Origin of the sequence: Herbaspirillum sp. 1130, assembly GCF_017833835.1 — a bacterium.
GTDB lineage: Bacteria > Pseudomonadota > Gammaproteobacteria > Burkholderiales > Burkholderiaceae_D > Herbaspirillum > Herbaspirillum huttiense.
This window is the reverse complement of the sequence record NZ_JAFICQ010000003.1, coordinates 560,793-580,816: the sequence shown is the minus strand read 5'-3', so window position 1 is coordinate 580,816 and position 20,024 is coordinate 560,793. Positions and strand designations below refer to the sequence as shown.

General features: G+C 63.9%; 19 protein-coding genes. 12 read left to right on the top strand and 7 right to left on the bottom strand.

Going from position 1 to position 20,024, the window contains the following annotated elements; translation table 11 throughout:
* Nucleotides 1–49: 49 nt before the first annotated feature.
* Nucleotides 50–1,225: a nicotinate phosphoribosyltransferase gene (gene pncB / locus JOD78_RS16190; RefSeq protein ID WP_034340811.1), complete on the bottom strand. Its 1,176-nt coding sequence runs from the start codon at nt 1,223–1,225 to the stop codon at nt 50–52.
* 194 nt (nt 1,226–1,419) lie between these two features.
* Nucleotides 1,420–2,673, bottom strand: a complete 1,254-nt coding sequence (locus JOD78_RS16185) for an ABC transporter substrate-binding protein (RefSeq protein ID WP_204725227.1) — start codon at nt 2,671–2,673, stop codon at nt 1,420–1,422.
* Nucleotides 2,674–3,058: 385 nt separating this feature from the next.
* Here JOD78_RS16185 and fdxA point away from each other — a divergent pair, with 385 nt between their 5' ends.
* The 5 genes from fdxA (at nt 3,059) to nth (ending at nt 7,822) form a co-directional block, all read left to right on the top strand.
* Nucleotides 3,059–3,382 carry a ferredoxin FdxA gene (gene fdxA, locus JOD78_RS16180; RefSeq protein WP_039787587.1) on the top strand — a complete coding sequence of 108 codons (324 nt, stop codon included), beginning with the start codon at nt 3,059–3,061 and terminating at the stop codon, nt 3,380–3,382.
* Nucleotides 3,383–3,695: 313 nt separating this feature from the next.
* Complete coding sequence (locus JOD78_RS16175; protein ID WP_039787591.1) at nt 3,696–4,769, top strand: NAD(P)/FAD-dependent oxidoreductase; 1,074 nt, start codon at nt 3,696–3,698, stop codon at nt 4,767–4,769.
* 317 nt (nt 4,770–5,086) lie between these two features.
* Nucleotides 5,087–6,322 carry a polyhydroxyalkanoate depolymerase gene (gene phaZ / locus JOD78_RS16170; protein ID WP_134134941.1) on the top strand — a complete coding sequence of 412 codons (1,236 nt, stop codon included), beginning with the start codon at nt 5,087–5,089 and terminating at the stop codon, nt 6,320–6,322.
* 130 nt (nt 6,323–6,452) lie between these two features.
* Nucleotides 6,453–7,175, top strand: a complete 723-nt coding sequence (gene rsxB, locus JOD78_RS16165; protein ID WP_134134939.1) for an electron transport complex subunit RsxB — start codon at nt 6,453–6,455, stop codon at nt 7,173–7,175.
* Nucleotides 7,172–7,822, top strand: a complete 651-nt coding sequence (gene nth, locus JOD78_RS16160; protein WP_039787592.1) for an endonuclease III — start codon at nt 7,172–7,174, stop codon at nt 7,820–7,822. The genes rsxB and nth overlap by 4 nt, the downstream gene beginning before the upstream one ends.
* Nucleotides 7,823–7,829: 7 nt before the next feature.
* Here nth and JOD78_RS16155 read toward each other — a convergent pair whose 3' ends face one another.
* Nucleotides 7,830–9,071: a branched-chain amino acid ABC transporter substrate-binding protein gene (locus JOD78_RS16155; protein ID WP_209568473.1), complete on the bottom strand. Its 1,242-nt coding sequence runs from the start codon at nt 9,069–9,071 to the stop codon at nt 7,830–7,832.
* A gap of 214 nt (nt 9,072–9,285) precedes the next feature.
* On the opposite strand from JOD78_RS16155, the gene JOD78_RS16150 reads away from it, so the two are divergent.
* Entirely contained in the window at nt 9,286–9,717 is a 432-nt protein-coding gene (locus JOD78_RS16150; protein WP_088754068.1) for a DUF1841 family protein, read from the top strand.
* A gap of 81 nt (nt 9,718–9,798) precedes the next feature.
* Here the strand turns inward: JOD78_RS16150 and JOD78_RS16145 are convergent, their stop codons facing one another.
* The 3 genes from JOD78_RS16145 to JOD78_RS16135 all read right to left on the bottom strand — a co-directional run bounded on the left by JOD78_RS16145 (nt 9,799) and on the right by JOD78_RS16135 (nt 13,100).
* Complete coding sequence (locus JOD78_RS16145) at nt 9,799–10,152, bottom strand: cytochrome c (RefSeq protein ID WP_039787599.1); 354 nt, start codon at nt 10,150–10,152, stop codon at nt 9,799–9,801.
* Between the two features lie 13 nt (nt 10,153–10,165).
* Nucleotides 10,166–10,486 (bottom strand): cytochrome c, encoded by a 321-nt coding sequence (locus JOD78_RS16140; RefSeq protein WP_039787601.1) that lies wholly within the window; start codon nt 10,484–10,486, stop codon nt 10,166–10,168.
* Nucleotides 10,487–10,850: 364 nt separating this feature from the next.
* Nucleotides 10,851–13,100, bottom strand: coding sequence for a site-specific recombinase (locus JOD78_RS16135; protein WP_209568474.1), 2,250 nt, complete (start codon nt 13,098–13,100; stop codon nt 10,851–10,853).
* Between the two features lie 202 nt (nt 13,101–13,302).
* Between JOD78_RS16135 and JOD78_RS16130 the strand changes: the two genes are divergently transcribed.
* From JOD78_RS16130 to JOD78_RS16120, 3 genes are read left to right on the top strand one after another with little or no spacing between them, the layout of a single operon-like run.
* Nucleotides 13,303–14,178, top strand: coding sequence for a MoxR family ATPase (locus JOD78_RS16130; protein ID WP_034335413.1), 876 nt, complete (start codon nt 13,303–13,305; stop codon nt 14,176–14,178).
* A 27-nt stretch (nt 14,179–14,205) separates the two neighbouring features.
* Nucleotides 14,206–14,793 carry a GNAT family protein gene (locus JOD78_RS16125; RefSeq protein WP_034335411.1) on the top strand — a complete coding sequence of 196 codons (588 nt, stop codon included), beginning with the start codon at nt 14,206–14,208 and terminating at the stop codon, nt 14,791–14,793.
* Nucleotides 14,794–14,814: 21 nt separating this feature from the next.
* Complete coding sequence (locus tag JOD78_RS16120) at nt 14,815–15,984, top strand: VWA domain-containing protein (protein WP_204725224.1); 1,170 nt, start codon at nt 14,815–14,817, stop codon at nt 15,982–15,984.
* Nucleotides 15,985–15,988: 4 nt separating this feature from the next.
* Here JOD78_RS16120 and JOD78_RS16115 read toward each other — a convergent pair whose 3' ends face one another.
* Nucleotides 15,989–16,189 carry a heavy-metal-associated domain-containing protein gene (locus JOD78_RS16115; RefSeq protein ID WP_034335405.1) on the bottom strand — a complete coding sequence of 67 codons (201 nt, stop codon included), beginning with the start codon at nt 16,187–16,189 and terminating at the stop codon, nt 15,989–15,991.
* A 164-nt stretch (nt 16,190–16,353) separates the two neighbouring features.
* Here JOD78_RS16115 and JOD78_RS16110 point away from each other — a divergent pair, with 164 nt between their 5' ends.
* From JOD78_RS16110 to JOD78_RS16100, 3 genes are read left to right on the top strand one after another with little or no spacing between them, the layout of a single operon-like run.
* The gene (locus JOD78_RS16110) at nt 16,354–18,606 is read left to right on the top strand and encodes a heavy metal translocating P-type ATPase (RefSeq protein WP_209568476.1); all 2,253 of its coding nucleotides are present in this window, start codon (nt 16,354–16,356) and stop codon (nt 18,604–18,606) included.
* Between the two features lie 2 nt (nt 18,607–18,608).
* Nucleotides 18,609–19,031 carry a Cu(I)-responsive transcriptional regulator gene (gene cueR / locus JOD78_RS16105; RefSeq protein ID WP_121038801.1) on the top strand — a complete coding sequence of 141 codons (423 nt, stop codon included), beginning with the start codon at nt 18,609–18,611 and terminating at the stop codon, nt 19,029–19,031.
* The gene (locus JOD78_RS16100) at nt 19,028–19,999 is read left to right on the top strand and encodes a Gfo/Idh/MocA family oxidoreductase (RefSeq protein WP_209568478.1); all 972 of its coding nucleotides are present in this window, start codon (nt 19,028–19,030) and stop codon (nt 19,997–19,999) included. The genes cueR and JOD78_RS16100 overlap by 4 nt, the downstream gene beginning before the upstream one ends.
* Nucleotides 20,000–20,024: the final 25 nt, after the last annotated feature.

The window sequence follows — 20,024 nt, the reverse complement described above, 5'->3', positions numbered from 1 at the left end:
CGGCTTCTTCAAGCCCCGCCTCCCCGATGCCGCATCACTCCGTCTCCGGTCAGGCCTTGATCTGGAACACCTGGCGCAGATAATTCACATAGGCCGGGTCATCGCACATGTTCTTGGAAGGCGTATCGGACAGCTTGGCCACCGGCTGGCCATTGCAGCGGACCATCTTCATGACCACCTGCAGGGGCGTGTAGCCCAGGTCATTGGTGAGATTGGTACCCACGCCGAAGGCCACCTTGGCGCGATCCTTGAAGCGCAGGTAGAGCGCACGCACCTTGTCGAAGTCCAGGCTGTCGGAGAACACCAGCACCTTGCTGGACGGATCGACACGGTTGTCACGGTAATGCTGGATCAGGCGCTCGCCCCATTCAAACGGATCGCCCGAATCATGGCGCGCGCCGTCGAAGAGCTTGCAGAAATACATGTCGTAGTCGCGCAGGAAGGCATCCATGCCATAAACGTCCGAGAGCGTGATGCCCAGGTCGCCGCGATACTCGCGCGCCCACATCTCGAAGGCGAACGTCTGCGAATCACGCAGGCGCGGACCCAGTGCCTGGCAGGCCTGCAGGTATTCATGCGCCATGGTGCCCAGCGGGGTCAGGTCATGCTGCATGGCGTACATCACGTTGGAGGTACCGGCAAAGTGGTCCCCCATGTGCTGCTTCATCTCGTCGATGACCTCGGCATGCCAGCTGCGCGAGAAGCGGCGGCGGGTGCCGTAATCGGCGATCTTGCAGCCGGCCAGTTCGGCATCATCGGTGATGACCGACATCTTCTTGCGCAGGCGCGCCCTGCCCTCTTCCAGATCGGGCGAGCGCTGGGTCGCGCGGAAATACACTTCATTGACGATGGCCAGCACCGGCACTTCGAACATGATGGTGTGCAGCCACGGCCCCTTCACCTGGATCTCGATCTCGCCATTGCCGGCCGGATCAGGCTGGACCGTGATGTATTTTTCGTTCAGGTGGAACAGGTCGAGGAAGTCGACGAAGTCGCTCTTGATGAAACGCAGGCCGCGCAGGTAATTCAGTTCATCTTCCTTGAAACGCAGGCGGCACAGTGCGGCAATCTCGGCACGGATCTCGTCGACATAGGGCGTCAGGTCGATGTGCTCGTTGCGGCATTTGAACTTGTATTCGACCTGCGCGCCGGGGAAGTGATGCAGGACCACCTGCATCATCGTGAATTTGTACAGGTCGGTGTCGAGTAAGGATGTGATGATCATGAAGTCCGGATGCGGACATGCCGCATGCTGCCATGTTGATGGTCCACGTGCATGAGGGCTGCCCCGGAGCGCGCCGCGTCATGCGTTGGCCACGCCCTGAAGCGTCGCGACCGCTATCTTAACCGAGATCGCACAAAGCAAAGCCCCCTGCCATGAGGGGGCTTTGACAGGGCCGAGGGCGGCGAAAGACCGGATCACTTGCCCGCTGAAGCCGGACGGCGTCCACGCACATAGGTCGGCGGCGGCAGGTAGGCCGTACCATCGAGGTAGCGCCATTCGCGCATGGTGCTGCGCCCGTCCTTCTGGGAGACCAGGCCGATGAAAGCACCCATCGTGGATTGCTGGTCCAGCGCGCGGAAGCTCAACTCACCCAGCGGCGAGGACCAGTGCAGGCCACGCAGGGATTCCAGCAGCACTTCGCCATCCCCGCCTTCGCTCTTTTTCAGGCCGCCGGCAATGGCCATCATGGTGCTGTAACCCAGCACCGCCGACAGTTGCGGACGTTCGCTGAACTTCTTCAGATAGGCTTCCAGGAAGCGCTGATGCTCGGGCGTATTGATCTGGTCCCACGGGTAACCTACGGCCACCCAGTCGCGAATGGCTTCACTCTGGCTGGGATCGAGGCTCTGCGCACCGGCCGAGCTCATCGACACCACCCGCACGCCGGCAAACAACTGCTGGCGATTGCCGGCCTGCACGAACTTCTGCAGGTCCTCGCCGAAGGTGGCATTGAAGATGGCGTCCGGACGCGACTGGCGGATCGCCCGCGCCACATCGTCGGCCTTGATCTTGCCCATGGCCGGCCACTGGTCGCTGACGAACTCCACATCCGGACGCGCCTGCTTCAACAGCATCTTGAAACTGGCTACGGCGCTCTGGCCATATTCATAGTTGGGCGCCACCATGGCCCAGCGCCGCCCCGGCATGCGTGCGGCCTGCTCGGCCAGCATCGCGGCCAGCATGTAGGTCGAGGGACGCACGCGGAAGGTGTAGCGATTGCCCTTGTCCAGCGTGACCGCATCGGACAGGGCATCGCCCACCACCAGCACGGTCTTGCTGCGCGCGGCTTCGCGCGCCACGGCCAGGGCCACATCGGAGAGCATGGTGCCGGTCAGCACCTCCACATGCTCCTTGCTGACCAGTTCGCGGGCATTGCGGGCGGCCTGGTCGGCATCGCCCTGGTCGTCGCGACTGATGAGCTGCAAGGGGCGGCCATGGATGCCGCCGGACTCGTTGATCTGCTCCAGCGCCAGCGACAAACCATTGCGATAGGCCTGGCCGGCGGTGGAGGCTCGCCCCTGGCTGTTGATCTCGCCGATGCGGATGGGCTCGGCGGCGACAGCGCCCACGGGCAGCGCAAGGGACATGGCCACTGCCAGCGCACCGAGCAAGGCCGGCAGCAGCGAAAGACGGAATCGGGGGGAGGACTGGGGGCCTGCAGCGTTCACGCCGGGACTTCCTTCTGGTGATGTGCGACAAGCGGCGCCATGCCGGCGGACCTGGCTCCATGGGCTGGAACCGCAGGCCACAAGACCCTGGCGGCGGCTGGGCTTATCGCGAGCTTGTTTATTTACTTATACGTAATCTGTATAAGCCTCATTTGTGGGAAAAATCGAATTACCTTAAAATACAAGGCTTTGCGGCGGGTTGCGCAGCAGCATCATGAGAGGCTTCCAGAGTCCTTCACGACAGCGTCCACAAGACGCCGGATGCCGGCCCAAGCACCTCAACCACAGGTTGACCAGCCGCAACATGATTTTAACCGTGCCATATTGCCATCAATTGCGGCGCAGTTAGCCATCGGTTTGAAGAAATTTTACAGATAGGACAGTTATGACCCACGTTGTCACCGATTCCTGCGTCCGTTGCCGCTATACGGATTGCGTGGATGTTTGCCCGGTGGATTGTTTCCGCGAAGGCCCCAATTTCCTCGCGATTGACCCGGACGAGTGCATCGACTGCGCCGTCTGCGTGGCCGAGTGCCCGGTCAATGCGATCTACGCGGAAGAAGACGTGCCGGCCGACCAGCAGCAATACATCGCCCTGAACGCCGATCTGTCCCGCAGCTGGCCCTCCATCACCAAGACCAAGGCACCGCTGCCGGAAGCCGAGGAATGGAAGGACAAGACCGACAAGCTGCAATACCTGCAGCGCTGATTCCTGCGAAGAATCAAGCTGGCCGGGCCTGTCCCGGCCAGCCATGGCGGTTGCGCATCCAGCCCGGCAGTTTCATCGCCACGCCAGATGCGCAGCCGTTTGCATTTGGCCGCCAGCAATACCCCTGAGAGCCTCATGGCCGGGCTGAACTGCCCGCTGCCTTACCGTCCTGTGGCGCTCTCGGCAAGCATTTCGCATCGCATTTACCTGGCCTCTCCCCCGCCAGCGGCCCCGCCGCCAGCCAGCGCCCAGCGCAAGAGGGAAAAGCCGCTCTACTGATCTGATCTACTGAAACAGGAATATCAAGAAAATCATGGAAAACAATGTCCAGACTGCGGCAGTCAACGGTGTCATCGATGCCGACGCCGTCATCATCGGCGCCGGCCCGGTCGGCCTGTTCCAGGTGTTCGAACTCGGCCTGCTGGAAATCAAGGCACACGTGATCGATTCGCTGCCGGTGGTCGGCGGCCAGTGCGTGGAGCTGTATCCGGACAAGCCCATCTATGACATCCCGGCCGTGCCCGTGTGCACCGGCCAGGAACTGACCGACAACCTGTTGAAGCAGATCGAGCCCTTCTCGCCCACCTTCCACCTGGGCCAGGAAGTGACCCTGGTGAACAAGCGCGAAGATGGCCGTTTCGACGTCGAAACCTCCACCGGCACCAAGTTCATCACCAAGACCATCTTCATCGCGGCCGGCGTGGGCTCGTTCCAGCCGCGCACCCTGAAGGTCGAAGGCATCGAGCAGTTCGAAGGTTCGCAGGTGTTCTACCGCGTCAAGGACCCGGCGCTGTTCGAAGGCAAGAACATCGTCATCTGCGGCGGCGGCGACTCCGCCCTGGACTGGGCCCTGAACTTCGTGGGCAAGGCTGAATCGGTGATCCTGCTGCACCGCCGTGAAGAATTCCGCGCCGCGCCCGCGTCCGTGGCCAAGATGAAGGAACTGTGCGAACAGTACGAGATGCAGCTGGTCATCGGCCAGGTCACCGGCACCGAGATCAAGGATGGCAAGCTGTCCGAAGTCAAGGTCACGGGTGCCGACGGCGTCACCCGCCGCCTGCCGCTGGACATGCTGCTGGTATTCTTCGGCCTGTCGCCCAAGCTGGGCCCGATCGCCGAGTGGGGCCTGGAAATCGAGCGCAAGCAACTGAAGGTGATGGACACCGAGAAGTTCGAGACCAACGTCCCGGGCATCTTCGCCGTGGGCGACATCAACACCTATCCGGGCAAGAAGAAGCTGATCCTGTCGGGCTTCCACGAAGCCGCGCTGGCCGCCTTCGGCGCTGCGCCCTACATCTTCCCGGAAAAGAAGATCCACATGCAGTACACCACCACCTCGCCCAAGCTGCACAAGATCCTGGGCGTGGAAAGCCCGGTCTTCGACTGATTTTCCGTCGCCTGACCACCCGTGCCGCTGCAAGCGGCCTGCAGAGCCCCCGTCCGGTACGGGGGCTTTTTGTTTATGAAGGTTTTTGCAGAAACCTGTGGGGCCCGCACCACTGGTCTGACCAGCAAGCGGGGCGTAAGGCAAAGCGTGCTATGCTACCGCGTCGCAACAAGGAAAAAGTTGACAGAGTAGACATAATATGAAGTCTGTCAGCCGATGATCGTCGCCAAACGTTTGTGGCACATGCTTGCTGCGCACCTGGTCCGGGTTATCCATCCGGACGGGAAAGCCAGCCGGTGCTTGTATAAAGGTCAGCTATGCTTTATCAACTGCATGAACTCAATCGCGCGTTCCTGAACCCCATGATGCAATGGGCCGAAACCTCGGCCAAACTGTTCTCGGACCCGGTTTCCCCGCTCGCCCACACCCCTTTCTCGCAACGTATCGCCGCCGGCTACGAGTTGCTTTATCGCCTTTCCAAGGAATACGAGAAGCCCCTCTTCAACATCGGTGAAGTGCCCGTGGACGGCAAGCCGGTCGGCATCACCGAGGAAGTGGTCGAAGAGAAGCCCTTCTGTCGCCTGATCCATTTCAAGAAGGACCTGTCGGCCCGCCAGAGCGCCGCCTTGAAGCAGCCTACCGTGCTGGTGGTGGCGCCCCTGTCCGGCCACCACTCCACCCTGCTGCGCGAGACCGTGCGCGCCCTGCTGCAGGAACATGACGTCTTCATCACCGACTGGACCGACGCCCGCATGGTGCCGGTCGAAGCCGGTGAATTCCACCTGCACGATTATGTTTATTACGTGCAGGACTTCATCCGCACCCTGGGCCCGGACGTGCACGTCATTTCCGTCTGCCAGCCCACCGTGCCGGTGCTGGCGGCCATTTCGCTCATGGCCAGCGCCAACGATCCCAAGCTGCCCAAGAGCATGACCATGATGGGCGGCCCCATCGATGCCCGCAAGTCGCCCACCGCCGTCAACGACCTGGCCACCGAAAAGCCCTTCTCCTGGTTCGAAAACACGGTGATCTACAGCGTGCCGGCCAATTACCCCGGCTTCGGCCGCAAGGTCTATCCCGGCTTCCTGCAGCATGCCGGCTTCGTGGCCATGAACCCGCGTCGCCACGCCCAGAGCCACTGGGATTTCTACATGCACCTGCGCGATGGCGACGATGCCTCCGCCGAAGAGCACCGCAAGTTCTACGACGAGTACAACGCCGTGCTGGACATGCCGGCCGAGTTCTACCTGGAGACCATCAAGGTGGTGTTCCAGGACTTCAACCTGGCCCGTGGCACCTGGGAAATCGAAGGCAAGCTGGTGCGCCCGCAGGACATCAAGTCGGTCGCCCTGTTCACCATCGAAGGCGAGCTCGATGACATCTCCGGTTCCGGCCAGACCCAGGCGGCGCAGGAACTGTGCAGCAGCATCCCGAAGACACGCAAGCAGCATTTCACGGTGCCCAAGGCAGGCCACTACGGCATCTTCTCGGGCCGCCGCTGGCGCGAAATCGTCTGTCCGAAGATCGGCGAATTCATCCGCGCCAACGCGTAAGGCAGCGCGTTGCGGCAACAACGGCACCCCGTCTCCACGGTGGTGCCGTTTTGCTTTGTGGCTGCGGCATGACTTGACGGCGGTTTGGCCGGATAATAGCGCCCTTGTCCCGTTGAATTGCCTGACCGCCGTGCCGCCATCCGCCATCACCGCCTCTGCCACCCTGGCCGACCGCCTCGAAGACCTGCTGCCGCAAACCCAATGCACCAAATGTGGCTACCCGGCCTGCCGTCCCTATGCCGAGGCCATGGCCGAGGGACTTGCTTCCTATAACCAGTGCCCGCCCGGTGGCCAGGAAGGCGTGGCGCGGCTGGCACAACTGCTGGGCAAACCGGTGATCCCGCTCAATCCCGCCAACGGCAGCGAACAGCCACGCCGCCTGGCGCTGATCGATGAAGCCATCTGCATCGGCTGCACGCTCTGCATCCAGGCCTGCCCGGTCGATGCGATTGCCGGTGCGGCCAAGCAGATGCATACGGTGATCGAATCGCTCTGCACCGGCTGCGACCTGTGCGTGGCCCCCTGCCCGGTCGATTGCATCAGCATGGTCGAAGCCACGCCGGGGCGCACCGGCTGGCAAGCCTGGAGCCAGGAGCAAGCCGATGCCGCCCGCGCGCGACATGACTGGCGCACCCTGCGCCTGCAGCGCGAGAAGGAAGAGAACGATGCCCGTCTGGCCGCCAAGGCCGCGGCCAAGCTCAAGGAAGTGGAAGCAGCGGCGGCCGGCACGCCCGAGGAACAAGCCGAACTGGCCCGCAAGAAAGCCATCATCCAGGCCGCCATGGAACGCGCGCGCCTGAAGAAACTGCAAGCCGAACAAGCCAGCCCCCAGCCCGACAGCCCACAACCATGAATCCGACCAAACGCCGCGAGATCTTCGAGCGCCTGCGCCAGGCCAACCCCACGCCCACTACCGAACTGGAATACACCACGCCATTCGAGCTGCTGATCGCCGTGCTGCTGTCAGCCCAGGCGACCGATGTGTCGGTGAACAAGGCCACGCGCAAGCTCTATCCGGTGGCCAACACGCCCGAGGCCATCTACCGCATGGGCGTGGACCAGCTCATGCCCTATATCCAGACCATCGGACTGTATCGCACCAAGGCCAAGAACGTCATCGAGACCTGCCGCATCCTGATCGAGGAACACGGCGGCGAGGTACCGGAGTCGCGCGAAGCGCTGGAAGCCTTGCCGGGAGTCGGCCGCAAGACCGCCAACGTGGTCCTCAACACGGCCTTCGGCCATCCCACCATCGCGGTGGATACGCACATCTTCCGCGTCTCCAACCGCACCGGCATCGCGCCGGGCAAGGATGTGGACGAAGTCGAGCGCAAGCTCATCAAGTTCGTCGCCCCGGAATTCCGCCAGGATGCGCATCACTGGCTGATCCTGCATGGGCGCTACACCTGCATCGCGCGCAAGCCGCAATGCTGGAACTGCCTGATCGCCGATCTCTGCGAATTCAAGCAGAAAACGCCACTTCCGGCCAAGGGCGTCTGAGAGCGCTCTAGCGTGGAAGCCCGTGCAGACGGGTGACCGGCACCCAGCGCTGGTCCTGAACTTCATACAGGGTAAAAGTCGGGTTGAGCAGGTCGCCTTCCTCGTTGAAGGCCACCGGTCCGCTCACGCCCTCGAAGCGCAAGCGGTGCATGGCACGGGCCACCGCATCTGGATCGGTGCTGCCGGCCTGGCGCAGGCCCAGCAGGATGGACTGCGCCGCTTCATAAGCGAAAACCGCATAGAGGTCGATGTCGGAATCGAAAGCTTCGCTGTAGCGCTGGCGGAACTGCCGCCAGCCGGGCATCTTGTCCTGTGGCGGGCCGGGTTCAAGGACCAGCGCGCCATTGGCATCGGGTCCGGCACGCATCAGGAAGGGCAAACCCAAGGTCCCGGCCGAGGCCATCAGGCGCGCTTCCAGCTTCAACCGGCGGATGGACTTGGCCAGCACGCCGGCCTGCCAGTCCAGTCCACCGAAGAAGATCAGGTCCGGCTTGAGGCTGCGCGCCTGCATCAGCGGGGCGTTGAAATCGGAGGTCTTGTCGCTGACGTTGTAGCGCGCCAGCACCTTGCCGCCCTGCGCCTGCACCTCGCGGGCGAACTGCTCGGCCAGGCCCTCGCCGAAGGGCGTGCGATCGTCAATGGTCACCACGGAGCGCAGCCCCAGCTTGTCGACCGCGTAACGCGCGGACCAGCGTCCGATGCTCTCATTGTTGGGAATGGTGCGGAAGATGCGCGGATAGGACAGGGCCGTGAGCTTGCGGCTCATCGCCGAGGGAGTCACCTGGATCACGCCGGCGGCATGGTAGACCGGGGCCGCTGCCAGACTGGTGCCGCTGGTCCAGTGGCCAACCACACCGATGACGCGCTGGCCGACCAGGTAGCGCGCTACATACTCCGCCGTACCGGGGTCCGCCCTGTCATCCTGGGATACCAGCTTGAGCCGGTAATGCTTGCCGGCGATGACCACACCGCGCCGGTTGGCCTCATCCAGCGCCAGTTGCACGCCGTTGCGCATGCTGCGGCCCACCCCCATGGAGGGGCCGCTCAAGGGGCCGGCAAAGCCGATGGCCAGGATGGATTCGTCGGCCGGCTGCTCGTCGCTGGCCATGCTCGCCTTGGCCGACGCCGAAGGAGCCGCCAGCGCGGCCTGCGCGCAGCAGCCCAGCAGGGCCAGCGCGATACAGAGCAAGGGCCGCGTCCATGTCCGTGGACGGCGCACAGGCCGGATCAGGCTTCCGCCAAAAAGCATGCATGCTTCCTTCTCGCTGCCCGGCCTTGCGTTTCCCCCCATCGCGCCAAGGCGATGCGGCCGGGTACTGCATTGGATGGATTATTCAGATGCTTGTCGTAGGGAAAGAATATTACTTCATCTGGACCTGTCGTGCCGCAGGCCTTGGCCGGCCTCCTGAAGCGGGCGGCAGACCAGCGTAGAATAGCGCTTTATCCCCGATTGATGCACCGCCATGTTCACGCCGTCCCAGCACGATGTCCGCCGCTTTTTCTGCGAAGCCTACCGCAAGCACCAGGGCAACCAGGTCCTGACGCCCCTGGAAGCCATCGCCCGCGACTGGATCCTGCAGCATCCGGAATACCACGATGCCCTGCGCGACGTGGACGAAGCACTCGCGGCCGACTATTCGATCGAACGCGGCCAGAGCAATCCCTTCCTGCACCTGTCGATGCACCTGTCGATCACGGAACAGATCTCCATCGACCAGCCCCCCGGCATCCGTGGCGCCTTCCAGCTGCTGGCCCAGCGCCGCGGCTCGGAACACGATGCCCATCATGAAATCATGGAAGCCCTGGGCGAGATGATCTGGAACGCCCAGCGCAATGGCTTGCCGCCGGATGGGGCGGCTTATATCGAGAATATCAAGCGGCGGGCGCAGGGATAAGCCTTCACGCGCACAACAAAAAGCCACACCGCAACTCTCTTGCGGCGTGGCTTTCTTTCATACGCAACCAACAGACGCAGCTTACTTGCGCACCACAAGGCTCCCCGGCAGGCTGTGCAGATAAGCCGCGATATCGTTGATGTCGCGATCCGTGAGCGGCTTGGCCTGGCCGGACATGATGGCGTTGTTGCGGCCATTCATGGCGGTGTCGCCCCGGCGGTAGGCCGTCAGGGCATGCTTGAGGTAGTCCGCATGCTGGCCGGCCAGCTTCGGATAGCCCGGATCGATGGGCGAGTTGTAGTCCTTGCCGTGGCAGGAGGCGCAGTTGTACTTCTCCACCAGCGCACGGCCATTGGCTACATCAGCAGCGCTGGCAGCTTGCGACAGCAGGGCTGTAGCACCCAGCAGCGACAGGGCAATCAGGTTCTTCTTCATCTCGTGGTTCCCCTTACTTCTGCTGCGAATAGTAGGCGGCCAGGTCGGCGATGTCCTGGTCCGACAGGCTGGCGGCCACGCCCATCATCGAAGGATGCTTGCGCTCCCCCTTCTGGTAGGCGCGCAGCGCGTTCTCGATGTACTTGGCGGACTGCCCGCCCAGCATCGGCACCTGGTAGACCTCGGGATAGCTGGCTTTGTAGCCGGGGATGCCATGGCAACCAATGCACATGGAGACTTTGTTTTCAGCGGCCTTGGCATTGCCGACGATGTCGGCCGCGGACGCGCTGCCGAGCACGCCAGCCAAGGCAAGAAACACGAGGTGTTTTTTCATGTGAGCAGGGTAAGTGATTGGACTTCCCATCCGCCCCGCCTCAACCTCGGCGCGGCGGACACCCGACGAAACGCATCTTTTGCTGCCAGCGGCAAACTTTATCGTGCTTGTTCGATTGCCCTGGTATTGCAGGTTTGGCTCTTCTGCTATGGCTCAACCGGTGTTTCGGCTCAAGCTTGTCTCTCCACTCCCCCTGCCTTGCGCAAAAAACGCTTTCGATTCTAACCAATAAAACCGGCAGCGTCATCCCTGCGCACAAACCCTCCCCGACAGACGCAATCGCCCGCCAGGCAAGGCCGGGCGGGCGATCGACGCATTATATGCACTGCAATATTACCGCTATGGCATCTGGCTGATGCCAACGCTAGGCGACATGCCGCGTAGCCTGGACGTGCATATCTTGCCCAGGCTCAAGTGAAGCCAGGCGCGGTTGCCGGTTGTCCTGGCGCGCGCCGCCCTGGCCGTCATCGTCGTCGTCCTCGTCTTCTCCGGCGTCATCCTGCACTGCCGCATCCGTTTTTTGCGGAAGAATGAAGAACAAGGGCCGGACGACGAAACGGCGCAACACCGCCCGCATGGCGATATTGCGGGCGCGGCGCGGCAAGTCGCGCGAGCGCAGCGCCAGCGCCAGTGCGCAGGCGAAGGCCACCGCCACCGACAACAGGGCCGTCGCAGCCACACCGCCGGCAGCCAGCCAGAAGGCGGGCGTCATCAGGATTTCCCAGCCGAGGCTGAAGACTGCGGCGGTGAGCGTACCAGCAGCCAAGGTCACATGGCGGATATCCAGCGGCAGGCTGAAGAAGGCCACCACCACCGGTGCCAGCCCCAGCAGCACGGCCAGCGAGAGGCTACCGGCAATGGTGGCCACGTTGCGCTCCAGCCAGGCGGCGCAGCGCTGGGCGCGCATGGCGCCGAGACCGTGCACCAGGCGGCGATGGTTGGACACCACTTCCCGCACCCGGCGCAGAGCGAACCAGTTGTCGGCAAACCCGGCCGCGAGACTGGCCAGCCACAACAATACGCCGGTCAGCGCGGCATACAGGGGTGTGGGGCCTACCAGCGAGAGCGCGGCGATGGCCTGGCGCGCCTCGCTGGCCGGCATCGGCTGGCTGCCCAGCGCGAACCAGCCCAGGGCACACAGCGCGGCGGTGACCGGAATCACCGCCAGCAGATTGCCAAAGATACCCGCCGACTGCGAACGCAGCAGCTGGCCGGATTCGGCGATCAGGTCACGCATGCCCTCCGCATCCAGGTCCCCCATGCGCGAGGCCAGGGCCGGTGCGGTCACGGCCGGCTGGCGCGTGGCCAGCACGCCGCCCAGCGCGGCAATGAGCAGGAAACTGGCGGCGTAATTCAATGAAGCCAGCGCGCCATCGACGAAGTGCACCACGCCCAGCGTCGACAGGCTCTGCTTGACCAGCGCCGTGGCGGCGATGACCGCACCGCCCACCAGACCGGCCCGCATCACCCGGCGATAACCGGCACCGTCGCGGGCGATGGCCTGCTCCCGGTGATCGGCATTGCGCTCGACCATCTTGCGCGCCAGCAGGGCAAAACTGCGCCGCATCAGGCCGCGTACCGAATCGCGGTGATGGTGGGCGGAGATCAGGTCGCACAGCAGCAGCTGCATGCGTCCGGCTCCGGCCAGCGCCGCCGGCCGCGCCACCATGCCGGGCACGGCCGGGCTGATGACCGGACCAGGCACGCCGGAACGCACATCGATGAGCCGCCCGATGCGCTGCAAGTGCGCGCGCATGCGTTCGACGCGATACACCAGGCTCACCGAGACGCCGTATTCATCCAGGTGCGCATAGATGCGGTCGGTCTGCGCATGGCACACCGCGACCAGCATGCGCACGCTGCGCAAGGCGCCGAGGTCGCCCGGCTGGGCGCGCAGCCAGGCTTCCATCTCGCGCCGCAGCGCCAGGAAGGGCGTGGCGCGCATGGGCATCTTGGGTTCCAGCCGCTGGCGGAAGGCCGGGCTGATGCCATCGGCCACCACCGTAGTGGTCAGATAGGTGATGGCTTCCTCGATCTGCTGCCAGTACATGTGGGAGATGCCATCATCGGCCATCAGCTTCCACAGCCGCTGCAGCAGTTCATTGTCCAGCTCCAGCAGCCAGGCTGCGTCGTCCGGATCGGGGAACATGGCCGTGAACAGCGAAGAGAGGTCAGTGGGCGAAAGGTGGCGCGGCAGGATCAGCCGGGCCAGGCGTTCGCTCAGTTCGCCGAAGAAGCCAGGTTCGTGCGGCAGGCCAGTGGTGGAGAAAAGTTCGGGGCCGGTGGCTTCGCGCAGGGTCTTCTGCAGCGCGTTCTGGACCGCGCGCCGCACGTCGCGGTGCTGGTCCAGCCAGTCCAGCATGATGGCCAGCCGCTGGCGACGCACCTGGTGCCAGGCCTGGCGGTCCAGCAGCGACACCGCCGGGCGATGGCGCAGCCATTCAGCCACGTCGATCATCCAGTTGGCCCGCTCGTGCCAGCTGGCAGCCGGGTCGATGCGGCGCATCAGGACTTCCAGCTGCCGGCCGACATCATGCCGGTCCATGTAACGCGCCTGCATGCCGTGATGCATTCGTCTCCACACCACCAGCATCTTGAAGAAAAGAAATTTCATGGGCAGTGAGCGCCTGGGGCGCTGTCAGTTTGTTGCATGCGTAGCCCTTGATATAGGAACGATTGAGCAGAATTCAAGCCGGCGCAGGTGCGCCGGATTTGGCCGGCTTTTCCCTTATACTCGATGAAATGTCCGGCGCGGCTGCTGCAATGCCGCATCTTCCCGGCAATCCAACCACAGCAACCTGACAAGGACAGCATCCATGCCAGATCATTCCGCCGCTTCATCCCATCCAGGCAAATTCACCGGCAGCGACAACTACGTTGCCACCGACGACCTCAAGCTGGCGGTCAATGCCGCGCTCACCTTGCAGCGTCCGCTGCTGATCAAGGGCGAGCCCGGCACCGGCAAGACCATGCTGGCCGAGGAAGTGGCCGCCGCCCTGGGCCGCCCGCTGCTGCAGTGGCATATCAAGTCCACCACCAAGGCCCAGCAGGGCCTCTACGAATACGATGCGGTCTCGCGCCTGCGCGATTCGCAGCTGGGCGACGAGCGCGTCAAGGACATCCACAACTACATCGTCAAGGGTGTGCTGTGGCAGGCCTTCACGGCCGAGGAGCCGGTGGTGCTGCTGATCGACGAGATCGACAAGGCCGACATCGAATTCCCCAACGACCTGCTGCGCGAAATCGACCGCATGGAGTTCTACGTCTATGAGACGCGCGAACTGGTGCGCGCCAGACACCGGCCGCTGGTGGTCATCACCTCCAACAACGAGAAGGAATTGCCGGACGCCTTCCTGCGCCGCTGCTTCTTCCACTACATCAAGTTCCCCGACAAGGAGACCATGCAGCAGATCGTTGACGTGCACTTCCCGCACATCAAGCGCGACCTGCTGGCGCGGGCATTGGACGCTTTCTACCAGGTGCGCGAGGTACCGGGCATAAAGAAGAAGCCCTCGACCTCGGAACTGATCGACTGGCTCAAGCTGCTCATGGCCGAGGACATCCCGCCCGAAGCCCTGCACAGCCAGGACAACAAGGCCGTGGTCCCGCCCCTGCATGGCGCGCTGCTCAAGAACGAGCAGGATGTGCACCTGTTCGAGCGGCTGGTCTTCATGTCGCGCAACAACCGCTGAACCTGCCGCCAACCACCGGGAGCCGCCATGCAATTTCTCTCGCCGATCACCTTGAAGGGCCAGTTCGCCACCGTCGAGCCGCTGCATCCCGAGCACCACGATGCGCTCATTGCCGCCGTGTCGGACGGCAAGCTGTGGAAGCTCTGGTACACCGCCATCCCCAAGCCGGAAAACATGCGCGCCGAGATCGAACGCCGCCTGCACCTGCAGCAGCAGGGCAGCATGCTGCCCTTCGTGATCCGCCGCAATGACACCGGTGCGCTGTGCGGCATGACCACCTACATGAATGCCGATGTGGCCAACCGGCGCGTGGAGATCGGCTCCACCTGGTATGCCGCCAGTGCCCAGCGCACCGGCATCAATACCGAGTGCAAGCTGATGTTGCTCACGCACGCCTTCGAAGACATGCACTGTATCGCCGTGGAGTTCCGCACCCACTGGATGAACCAGCAGTCGCGTGCGGCCATTGCGCGGCTGGGAGCCAAGCAGGACGGCATCCTGCGCAATCACCAGCGCATGCCCGATGGCTCCTATCGCGACACGGTGGTGTTTTCCATCATCGAATCGGAATGGCCGACGGTGCGCCGCCATCTCCAGTTCAAGCTGGGCCGCTGAGGCCGCTGCGGGATTGCATTCATGCTCATCGATTTCTTCTACACCGTGAAACAGGCCGGCGTGCCGGCCTCGATCAAGGAATTCCTGACCCTGCTGGAGGCGATGGACAAGCAGGTCATTTCGCCCTCGCTGGATGAGTTCTACTTTCTCTCGCGCCTCACGCTGGTGAAGGACGAGGCGCACTTCGACAAGTTCGACCGCGCCTTCGGGGCCTATTTCAAGGGCATAGAAACGATCTTCGAGAAGCGGCCGGAGATTCCGCTGGAATGGCTGGTCAAGCAATTGCAGCGCGACCTCACGCCCGAGCAGAAGGCCGCCATCGAGAAGTTCGGTTACGACAAGCTGATGGATCGCCTCAAGCAACTGCTGGAAGAACAAAAGGAACGCCACGAAGGCGGCAGCAAGTGGATCGGTACCGGCGGGGTTTCTCCCTTCGGCCACGGCGGCTTCAACCCCGAGGGCATCCGCATCGGCGGCAAGGGTGGCCAGCGCAGCGCGGTGAAGGTGTGGGAAGAACGCGAATACAAGGACTACGACGGCGAACGCGAACTGGGCACCCGCAACATCAAGGTGGCGCTGCGCCGCCTGCGCCGCTTTGCGCGTGAAGGACTGGACGAAGAACTGGCGCTGGACGACACCATCCGCGCCACCGCCAGCAACGCCGGCTACCTCGACATCCGCATGCAGCCCGAGCGCAAGAACAAGATCAAGGTGCTGATGCTCTTCGATGTGGGCGGCTCGATGGATGACCACATCGCACGCACCGAAGAATTGTTCTCGGCGGCACGGACCGAGTTCAAGAACATGGAGTTCTTCTACTTCCACAACTGCGTGTATGACTACCTGTGGAAGAACAACCGCCGCCGCCACGCCGAGCGTTTCCCGACCTGGGATGTGCTGCGCAAATATACGCCGGACACCAAGCTCATCTTCGTGGGCGATGCCACCATGAGTCCTTACGAAATCGTGCAGCCGGGCGGTTCGGTGGAATACAACAATGCGGAGGCGGGTGCCGAGTGGCTGCAGCGCTTTACCAGTACCTTCCCGCATTTCGTCTGGCTCAATCCCGAGCCGGAAGGCCTGTGGCAATACCGGCAATCAATCGCACTGATCCGCCAGCTCATGAACAACCGCATGTTCCCGCTGACCATGGATGGGCTGGAGGGAGCGATGCGATTGCTCAGCAAGTAGCTGCTCAGGCTGCTACCGGGGTATAGCCCGCTTCCTCGATGGCCTCGGCAAACTGCTGCGCCGGCAGGCTGCTGTCGATGACCACGCGCTTGTCGGCCACTGCAATGTCGACCTTGGCATTGGCATCCACCTCTTTGACAGCCTTGGTGATGACGCCTGCACAGTGGTTGCAGGTCATGTCGTTGACGGTGAAGGTGGTGCTCATGGCGTTTCCTTTCATGAAATGAAGTCAATGATGGAAGCTTAAACCTTCCCACCACGGCAAGGTCAAGCGCAGCTTTGTGCATCCATGCGACAATCAGGCTTGACCTTGCCATCATGGGAAGGATGATGATGCAGGCCTTGATCCATCCTTCCGGAGTCGTTGCCATGCCCTCTTCCTCCCCTGCTGCCGCCGAGATCAGCCTCGAGATCGAAGGCATGAGCTGTGCCTCCTGCGTGATGCGCGTGGAAAAGGCGCTCAAGAAAATCCCTGGCGTGACCGAAGTCAGCGTCAACCTTGCCACCGAACGCGCCAGCATCGCCACGGCCCTACCCGTGGCCCCGGCTGCCCTGATTGCCGCCATTGAAAAGGCCGGCTATCAGGCGCACCAGCACATCCCTGAAGAAACCGCCGCGCCGGCCAGCACCAAGAAACAGCTGCCCAGCTGGTGGCCGGTGGCCGTCTCGGCCGCGCTGTCGCTGCCGCTCTTGCTGCCCATGCTGCTGGCCCCGCTGGGCATCGGCTGGAGCCTGCCCCCGCTGTGGCAATGGCTGCTGGCCACGCCCGTGCAGTTCTGGCTGGGCTGGCGTTTCTATCACGCCGGATGGGGCGCGCTGCGCGCGCGTTCGGGCAACATGGATCTGCTGGTGGCGCTGGGCACCAGTGCAGCTTACGGGCTATCGGTCTGGCAATGGCTGAGCATGCCGGACATGGGCGATCACGCCATGGCCATGCCGCATCTCTACTTTGAAAGCTCGGCCGTGGTCATCACCCTGGTCCTGCTGGGCAAATGGCTGGAAGGCCGCGCCAAGCGCCAGACGGCCGACGCCATCGCCGCCCTCAATGCGCTGCGTCCCGACCGTGCCCGCGTGCGCCGCGACGGACAAGACGTCGACGTGCCGCTGGCCCAGGTGCGCGTGGGAGATCTGGTGGTGCTGCGTCCCGGCGAGCGGGTCCCGGTCGATGGCATCGTCAAGGAGGGCCGCAGCCATCTGGATGAAGCCCTGCTGACCGGCGAGAGCCGCCCGCAAGCTAGGCAAGCCGGCGACCATCTGGCCGCCGGTGCCATCAATGCGGAAGGGGTGCTGGTCTTCGAAGCCACCGCCATCGGTGCCGAAACCATGCTGGCGCGCATCGTGCGCATGGTGGAACAGGCGCAGGCGGCCAAGGCGCCGATCCAGCGCCTGGTGGACAAGGTCAGCGCGGTCTTCGTGCCTGCGGTGCTGCTGCTGTCGGCCCTCACCTTCCTCGGCTGGGGCCTGGCGGCAGGCGACTGGCAACAGGCCCTGCTCAATGCGGTGGCGGTGATGGTGATCGCCTGCCCTTGCGCACTGGGCCTGGCCACCCCCACGGCCATCATGGCCGGCACCGGGGTGGCCGCACGCCACGGCATCCTCATCAAGGATGCGCAGGCGCTGGAGATCGCGCATCGGGTCGACGTGATCGCTTTCGACAAGACCGGCACGCTCACCGTGGGCCGTCCGCGCCTGACTGAACTGCACGCCGCTGACGCCACCGGAGAGGAACAGGACAATGCCTTGCTGGCCCTGGCCGCCGCCCTGCAAGCCCGCAGCGAACACCCGCTGGCGCGGGCCGTGCTGGAGGCAGCTGCGGCACACACCGACATCTCGATCCCGCAAGCCGACCAGGTCCGCAGCGTGGCCGGGCTGGGCATCGAAGGCCATGTCGATGGCCGCGCACTCTGCCTGGGCAGCAGCCGCTGGATGCAGCAATTGCAAGCCAGCGCCCCGGCCCTGCAAGCGCGTGCCGACCAGTTGCAGGCACAGGGCCGTACCCTGTCGTGGCTGGCCGAACGTGAGGCAGGCCATGTGCGCATCCTGGGCCTGCTGGCCTTCGGCGACGAGATCAAGCCCGGCGCGCAGCAAGCCATCGCCACCCTGCATGCCTTGGGTATCCGCACCGCCATGCTCAGTGGCGACAACCGGGGAGCCGCACAACAAGTGGCCGCCACACTGGGCATCCAGGATGTGCGCGCCGAAGTGCTGCCCGGCGACAAGGCCGAAGCCGTCGCTGCCCTGCGCGAAAACGGCGCGCATGTCGTGGCCATGGTCGGCGATGGCGTCAACGATGCCCCTGCGCTGGCTGCCGCCGATGTGGGCATCGCCATGTCCACGGGCACCGACGTGGCCATGCAGGCTGCCGGCATCACGCTGATGCATGGCGATCCCGGCCTGGCGGCAGACGCCATCGACATCTCGCGCCGCACTTACGGCAAGATTCGCCAGAACCTGTTCTGGGCGTTCATCTACAACCTGGTCGGGATTCCGCTGGCCGCGCTGGGCCTGCTCAACCCAATGCTGGCCGGGGCGGCGATGGCGTTTTCCAGCGTGAGCGTGGTCAGCAATGCCCTGCTGCTGCGCCGCTGGCGTCCGCATGGCCCCGCAAAAATGGAGAAGTGAACATGAATATCGGAGAAGCCGCTACTGCCTCGGGTGTCTCGGCCAAGATGATTCGCCATTATGAAGAAACGGGCCTGATCCCCAAGGCCGGCCGCACCGATGCCGGCTACCGCGTCTATGCCGAGCGCGACGTGCACCTGCTGCGCTTCATCCGCCAGGCGCGGCAACTGGGGTTTTCCATGCCCCAGGTGAGCGACCTGATCGGGCTGTGGCTGGACCAGTCGCGCTCCAGCCGCAAGGTCAAGCAGCTGGCCCAGACCCATATCGGCGAACTGGAGCAGCGCATCCGCGAACTGCAGACCATGAAGGGCACGCTGGAACGCCTGGTGCAGGACTGCCATGGCGACCATCGCCCCGACTGCCCCATTCTCGATGCCCTCGGCGCGCAGCCGGACTGCTGCGCCCATGCGGAGTCACAGGCATGAGCGTACTGCGCTGGGGCATCATCGGCTGCGGTGCCGTCACCGAAAAGAAAAGCGGCCCGGCCTATCGCAGCACGCCCGGTTTCGAACTGGCCGCCGTCATGCGCCGCGACGCCGCCCGGGCCGCCGACTACGCGCAGCGCCACGGGGTGCCGCGCTGGTTCGACGATGCCGATGCGCTCATCGGCGATCCCGGCATCGATGCCGTCTACGTCGCCACCCCGCCCGATACGCACCTGCACTATGCCTTGAAGGTCGCTGCCGCAGGCAAACCCTGCTGCGTCGAGAAGCCGATGGCCCCCAGCCATGCCGAATGCCTGCAGATGCTCGAGGCCTTCGAGGCGGCGCAACAACCGCTGTTCGTGGCCTATTACCGGCGCTCGCTGCCGCGTTTCGAGCAGTTGCGCCAATGGCTGCAGGAGGGCCGCATCGGCACGCCGCGCCACGTGCACTGGCAGCTGGCGCGCACCCCGCATCCGGATGACCTGCAGGGGCGCTACCGCTGGCGTACCGATGCCCGCATCGCACCGGGCGGCTACTTCGATGATCTCGCCAGCCATGGCTTGAACCTGTTCTCGCACTTCTTCGGCGACGTGGCGCAGGTAGCCGGGGCCAGCGCCAACCAGCAAGGGATCTACAGCGCCCGGGATGCGGTGGCGGCCAGCTGGCGCTATCACAGTGGCATCACCGGCAGCGGCAGCTGGCACTTCGGCAGCTTTGAACGGGCGGACCGGGTGGAGATTACGGGCAGTGCGGGCAAGCTGGAATTTTCCATCTTCGAGGAACGGCCGCTGGTGCTGACTACGCCGACCGAACGCATCGAGCTGGCCATCCCCAATCCGGAACATATCCAGCAACACCACGTGGCCAACCTGCAACGGCACTTGAGCGGAGGTGCGCCTCACCCATCCTGTGGCGACAGCGCTGCGCAGACGGCGTGGATGATGGAAGCGATCCTGGAAAATCGGTGAAATCCTTCACCTGCATGAAAAATGC

What these genes read in the sequence shown, in the direction of transcription:
- pncB (WP_034340811.1), bottom strand. Translation starts at nt 1,225, where the DNA reads ATGATCATCACATCCTTACTCGACACCGACCTGTACAAATTCACGATG.
- fdxA (WP_039787587.1), top strand. Translation starts at nt 3,059, where the DNA reads ATGACCCACGTTGTCACCGATTCCTGCGTCCGTTGCCGCTATACGGAT.
- JOD78_RS16175 (WP_039787591.1), top strand. Translation starts at nt 3,696, where the DNA reads ATGGAAAACAATGTCCAGACTGCGGCAGTCAACGGTGTCATCGATGCC.
- phaZ (WP_134134941.1), top strand. Translation starts at nt 5,087, where the DNA reads ATGCTTTATCAACTGCATGAACTCAATCGCGCGTTCCTGAACCCCATG.
- nth (WP_039787592.1), top strand. Translation starts at nt 7,172, where the DNA reads ATGAATCCGACCAAACGCCGCGAGATCTTCGAGCGCCTGCGCCAGGCC.
- JOD78_RS16155 (WP_209568473.1), bottom strand. Translation starts at nt 9,071, where the DNA reads ATGCTTTTTGGCGGAAGCCTGATCCGGCCTGTGCGCCGTCCACGGACA.
- JOD78_RS16150 (WP_088754068.1), top strand. Translation starts at nt 9,286, where the DNA reads ATGTTCACGCCGTCCCAGCACGATGTCCGCCGCTTTTTCTGCGAAGCC.
- JOD78_RS16145 (WP_039787599.1), bottom strand. Translation starts at nt 10,152, where the DNA reads ATGAAGAAGAACCTGATTGCCCTGTCGCTGCTGGGTGCTACAGCCCTG.
- JOD78_RS16140 (WP_039787601.1), bottom strand. Translation starts at nt 10,486, where the DNA reads ATGAAAAAACACCTCGTGTTTCTTGCCTTGGCTGGCGTGCTCGGCAGC.
- JOD78_RS16135 (WP_209568474.1), bottom strand. Translation starts at nt 13,100, where the DNA reads ATGAAATTTCTTTTCTTCAAGATGCTGGTGGTGTGGAGACGAATGCAT.
- JOD78_RS16130 (WP_034335413.1), top strand. Translation starts at nt 13,303, where the DNA reads ATGCCAGATCATTCCGCCGCTTCATCCCATCCAGGCAAATTCACCGGC.
- JOD78_RS16125 (WP_034335411.1), top strand. Translation starts at nt 14,206, where the DNA reads ATGCAATTTCTCTCGCCGATCACCTTGAAGGGCCAGTTCGCCACCGTC.
- JOD78_RS16120 (WP_204725224.1), top strand. Translation starts at nt 14,815, where the DNA reads ATGCTCATCGATTTCTTCTACACCGTGAAACAGGCCGGCGTGCCGGCC.
- JOD78_RS16115 (WP_034335405.1), bottom strand. Translation starts at nt 16,189, where the DNA reads ATGAGCACCACCTTCACCGTCAACGACATGACCTGCAACCACTGTGCA.
- JOD78_RS16110 (WP_209568476.1), top strand. Translation starts at nt 16,354, where the DNA reads ATGCCCTCTTCCTCCCCTGCTGCCGCCGAGATCAGCCTCGAGATCGAA.
- cueR (WP_121038801.1), top strand. Translation starts at nt 18,609, where the DNA reads ATGAATATCGGAGAAGCCGCTACTGCCTCGGGTGTCTCGGCCAAGATG.
- JOD78_RS16100 (WP_209568478.1), top strand. Translation starts at nt 19,028, where the DNA reads ATGAGCGTACTGCGCTGGGGCATCATCGGCTGCGGTGCCGTCACCGAA.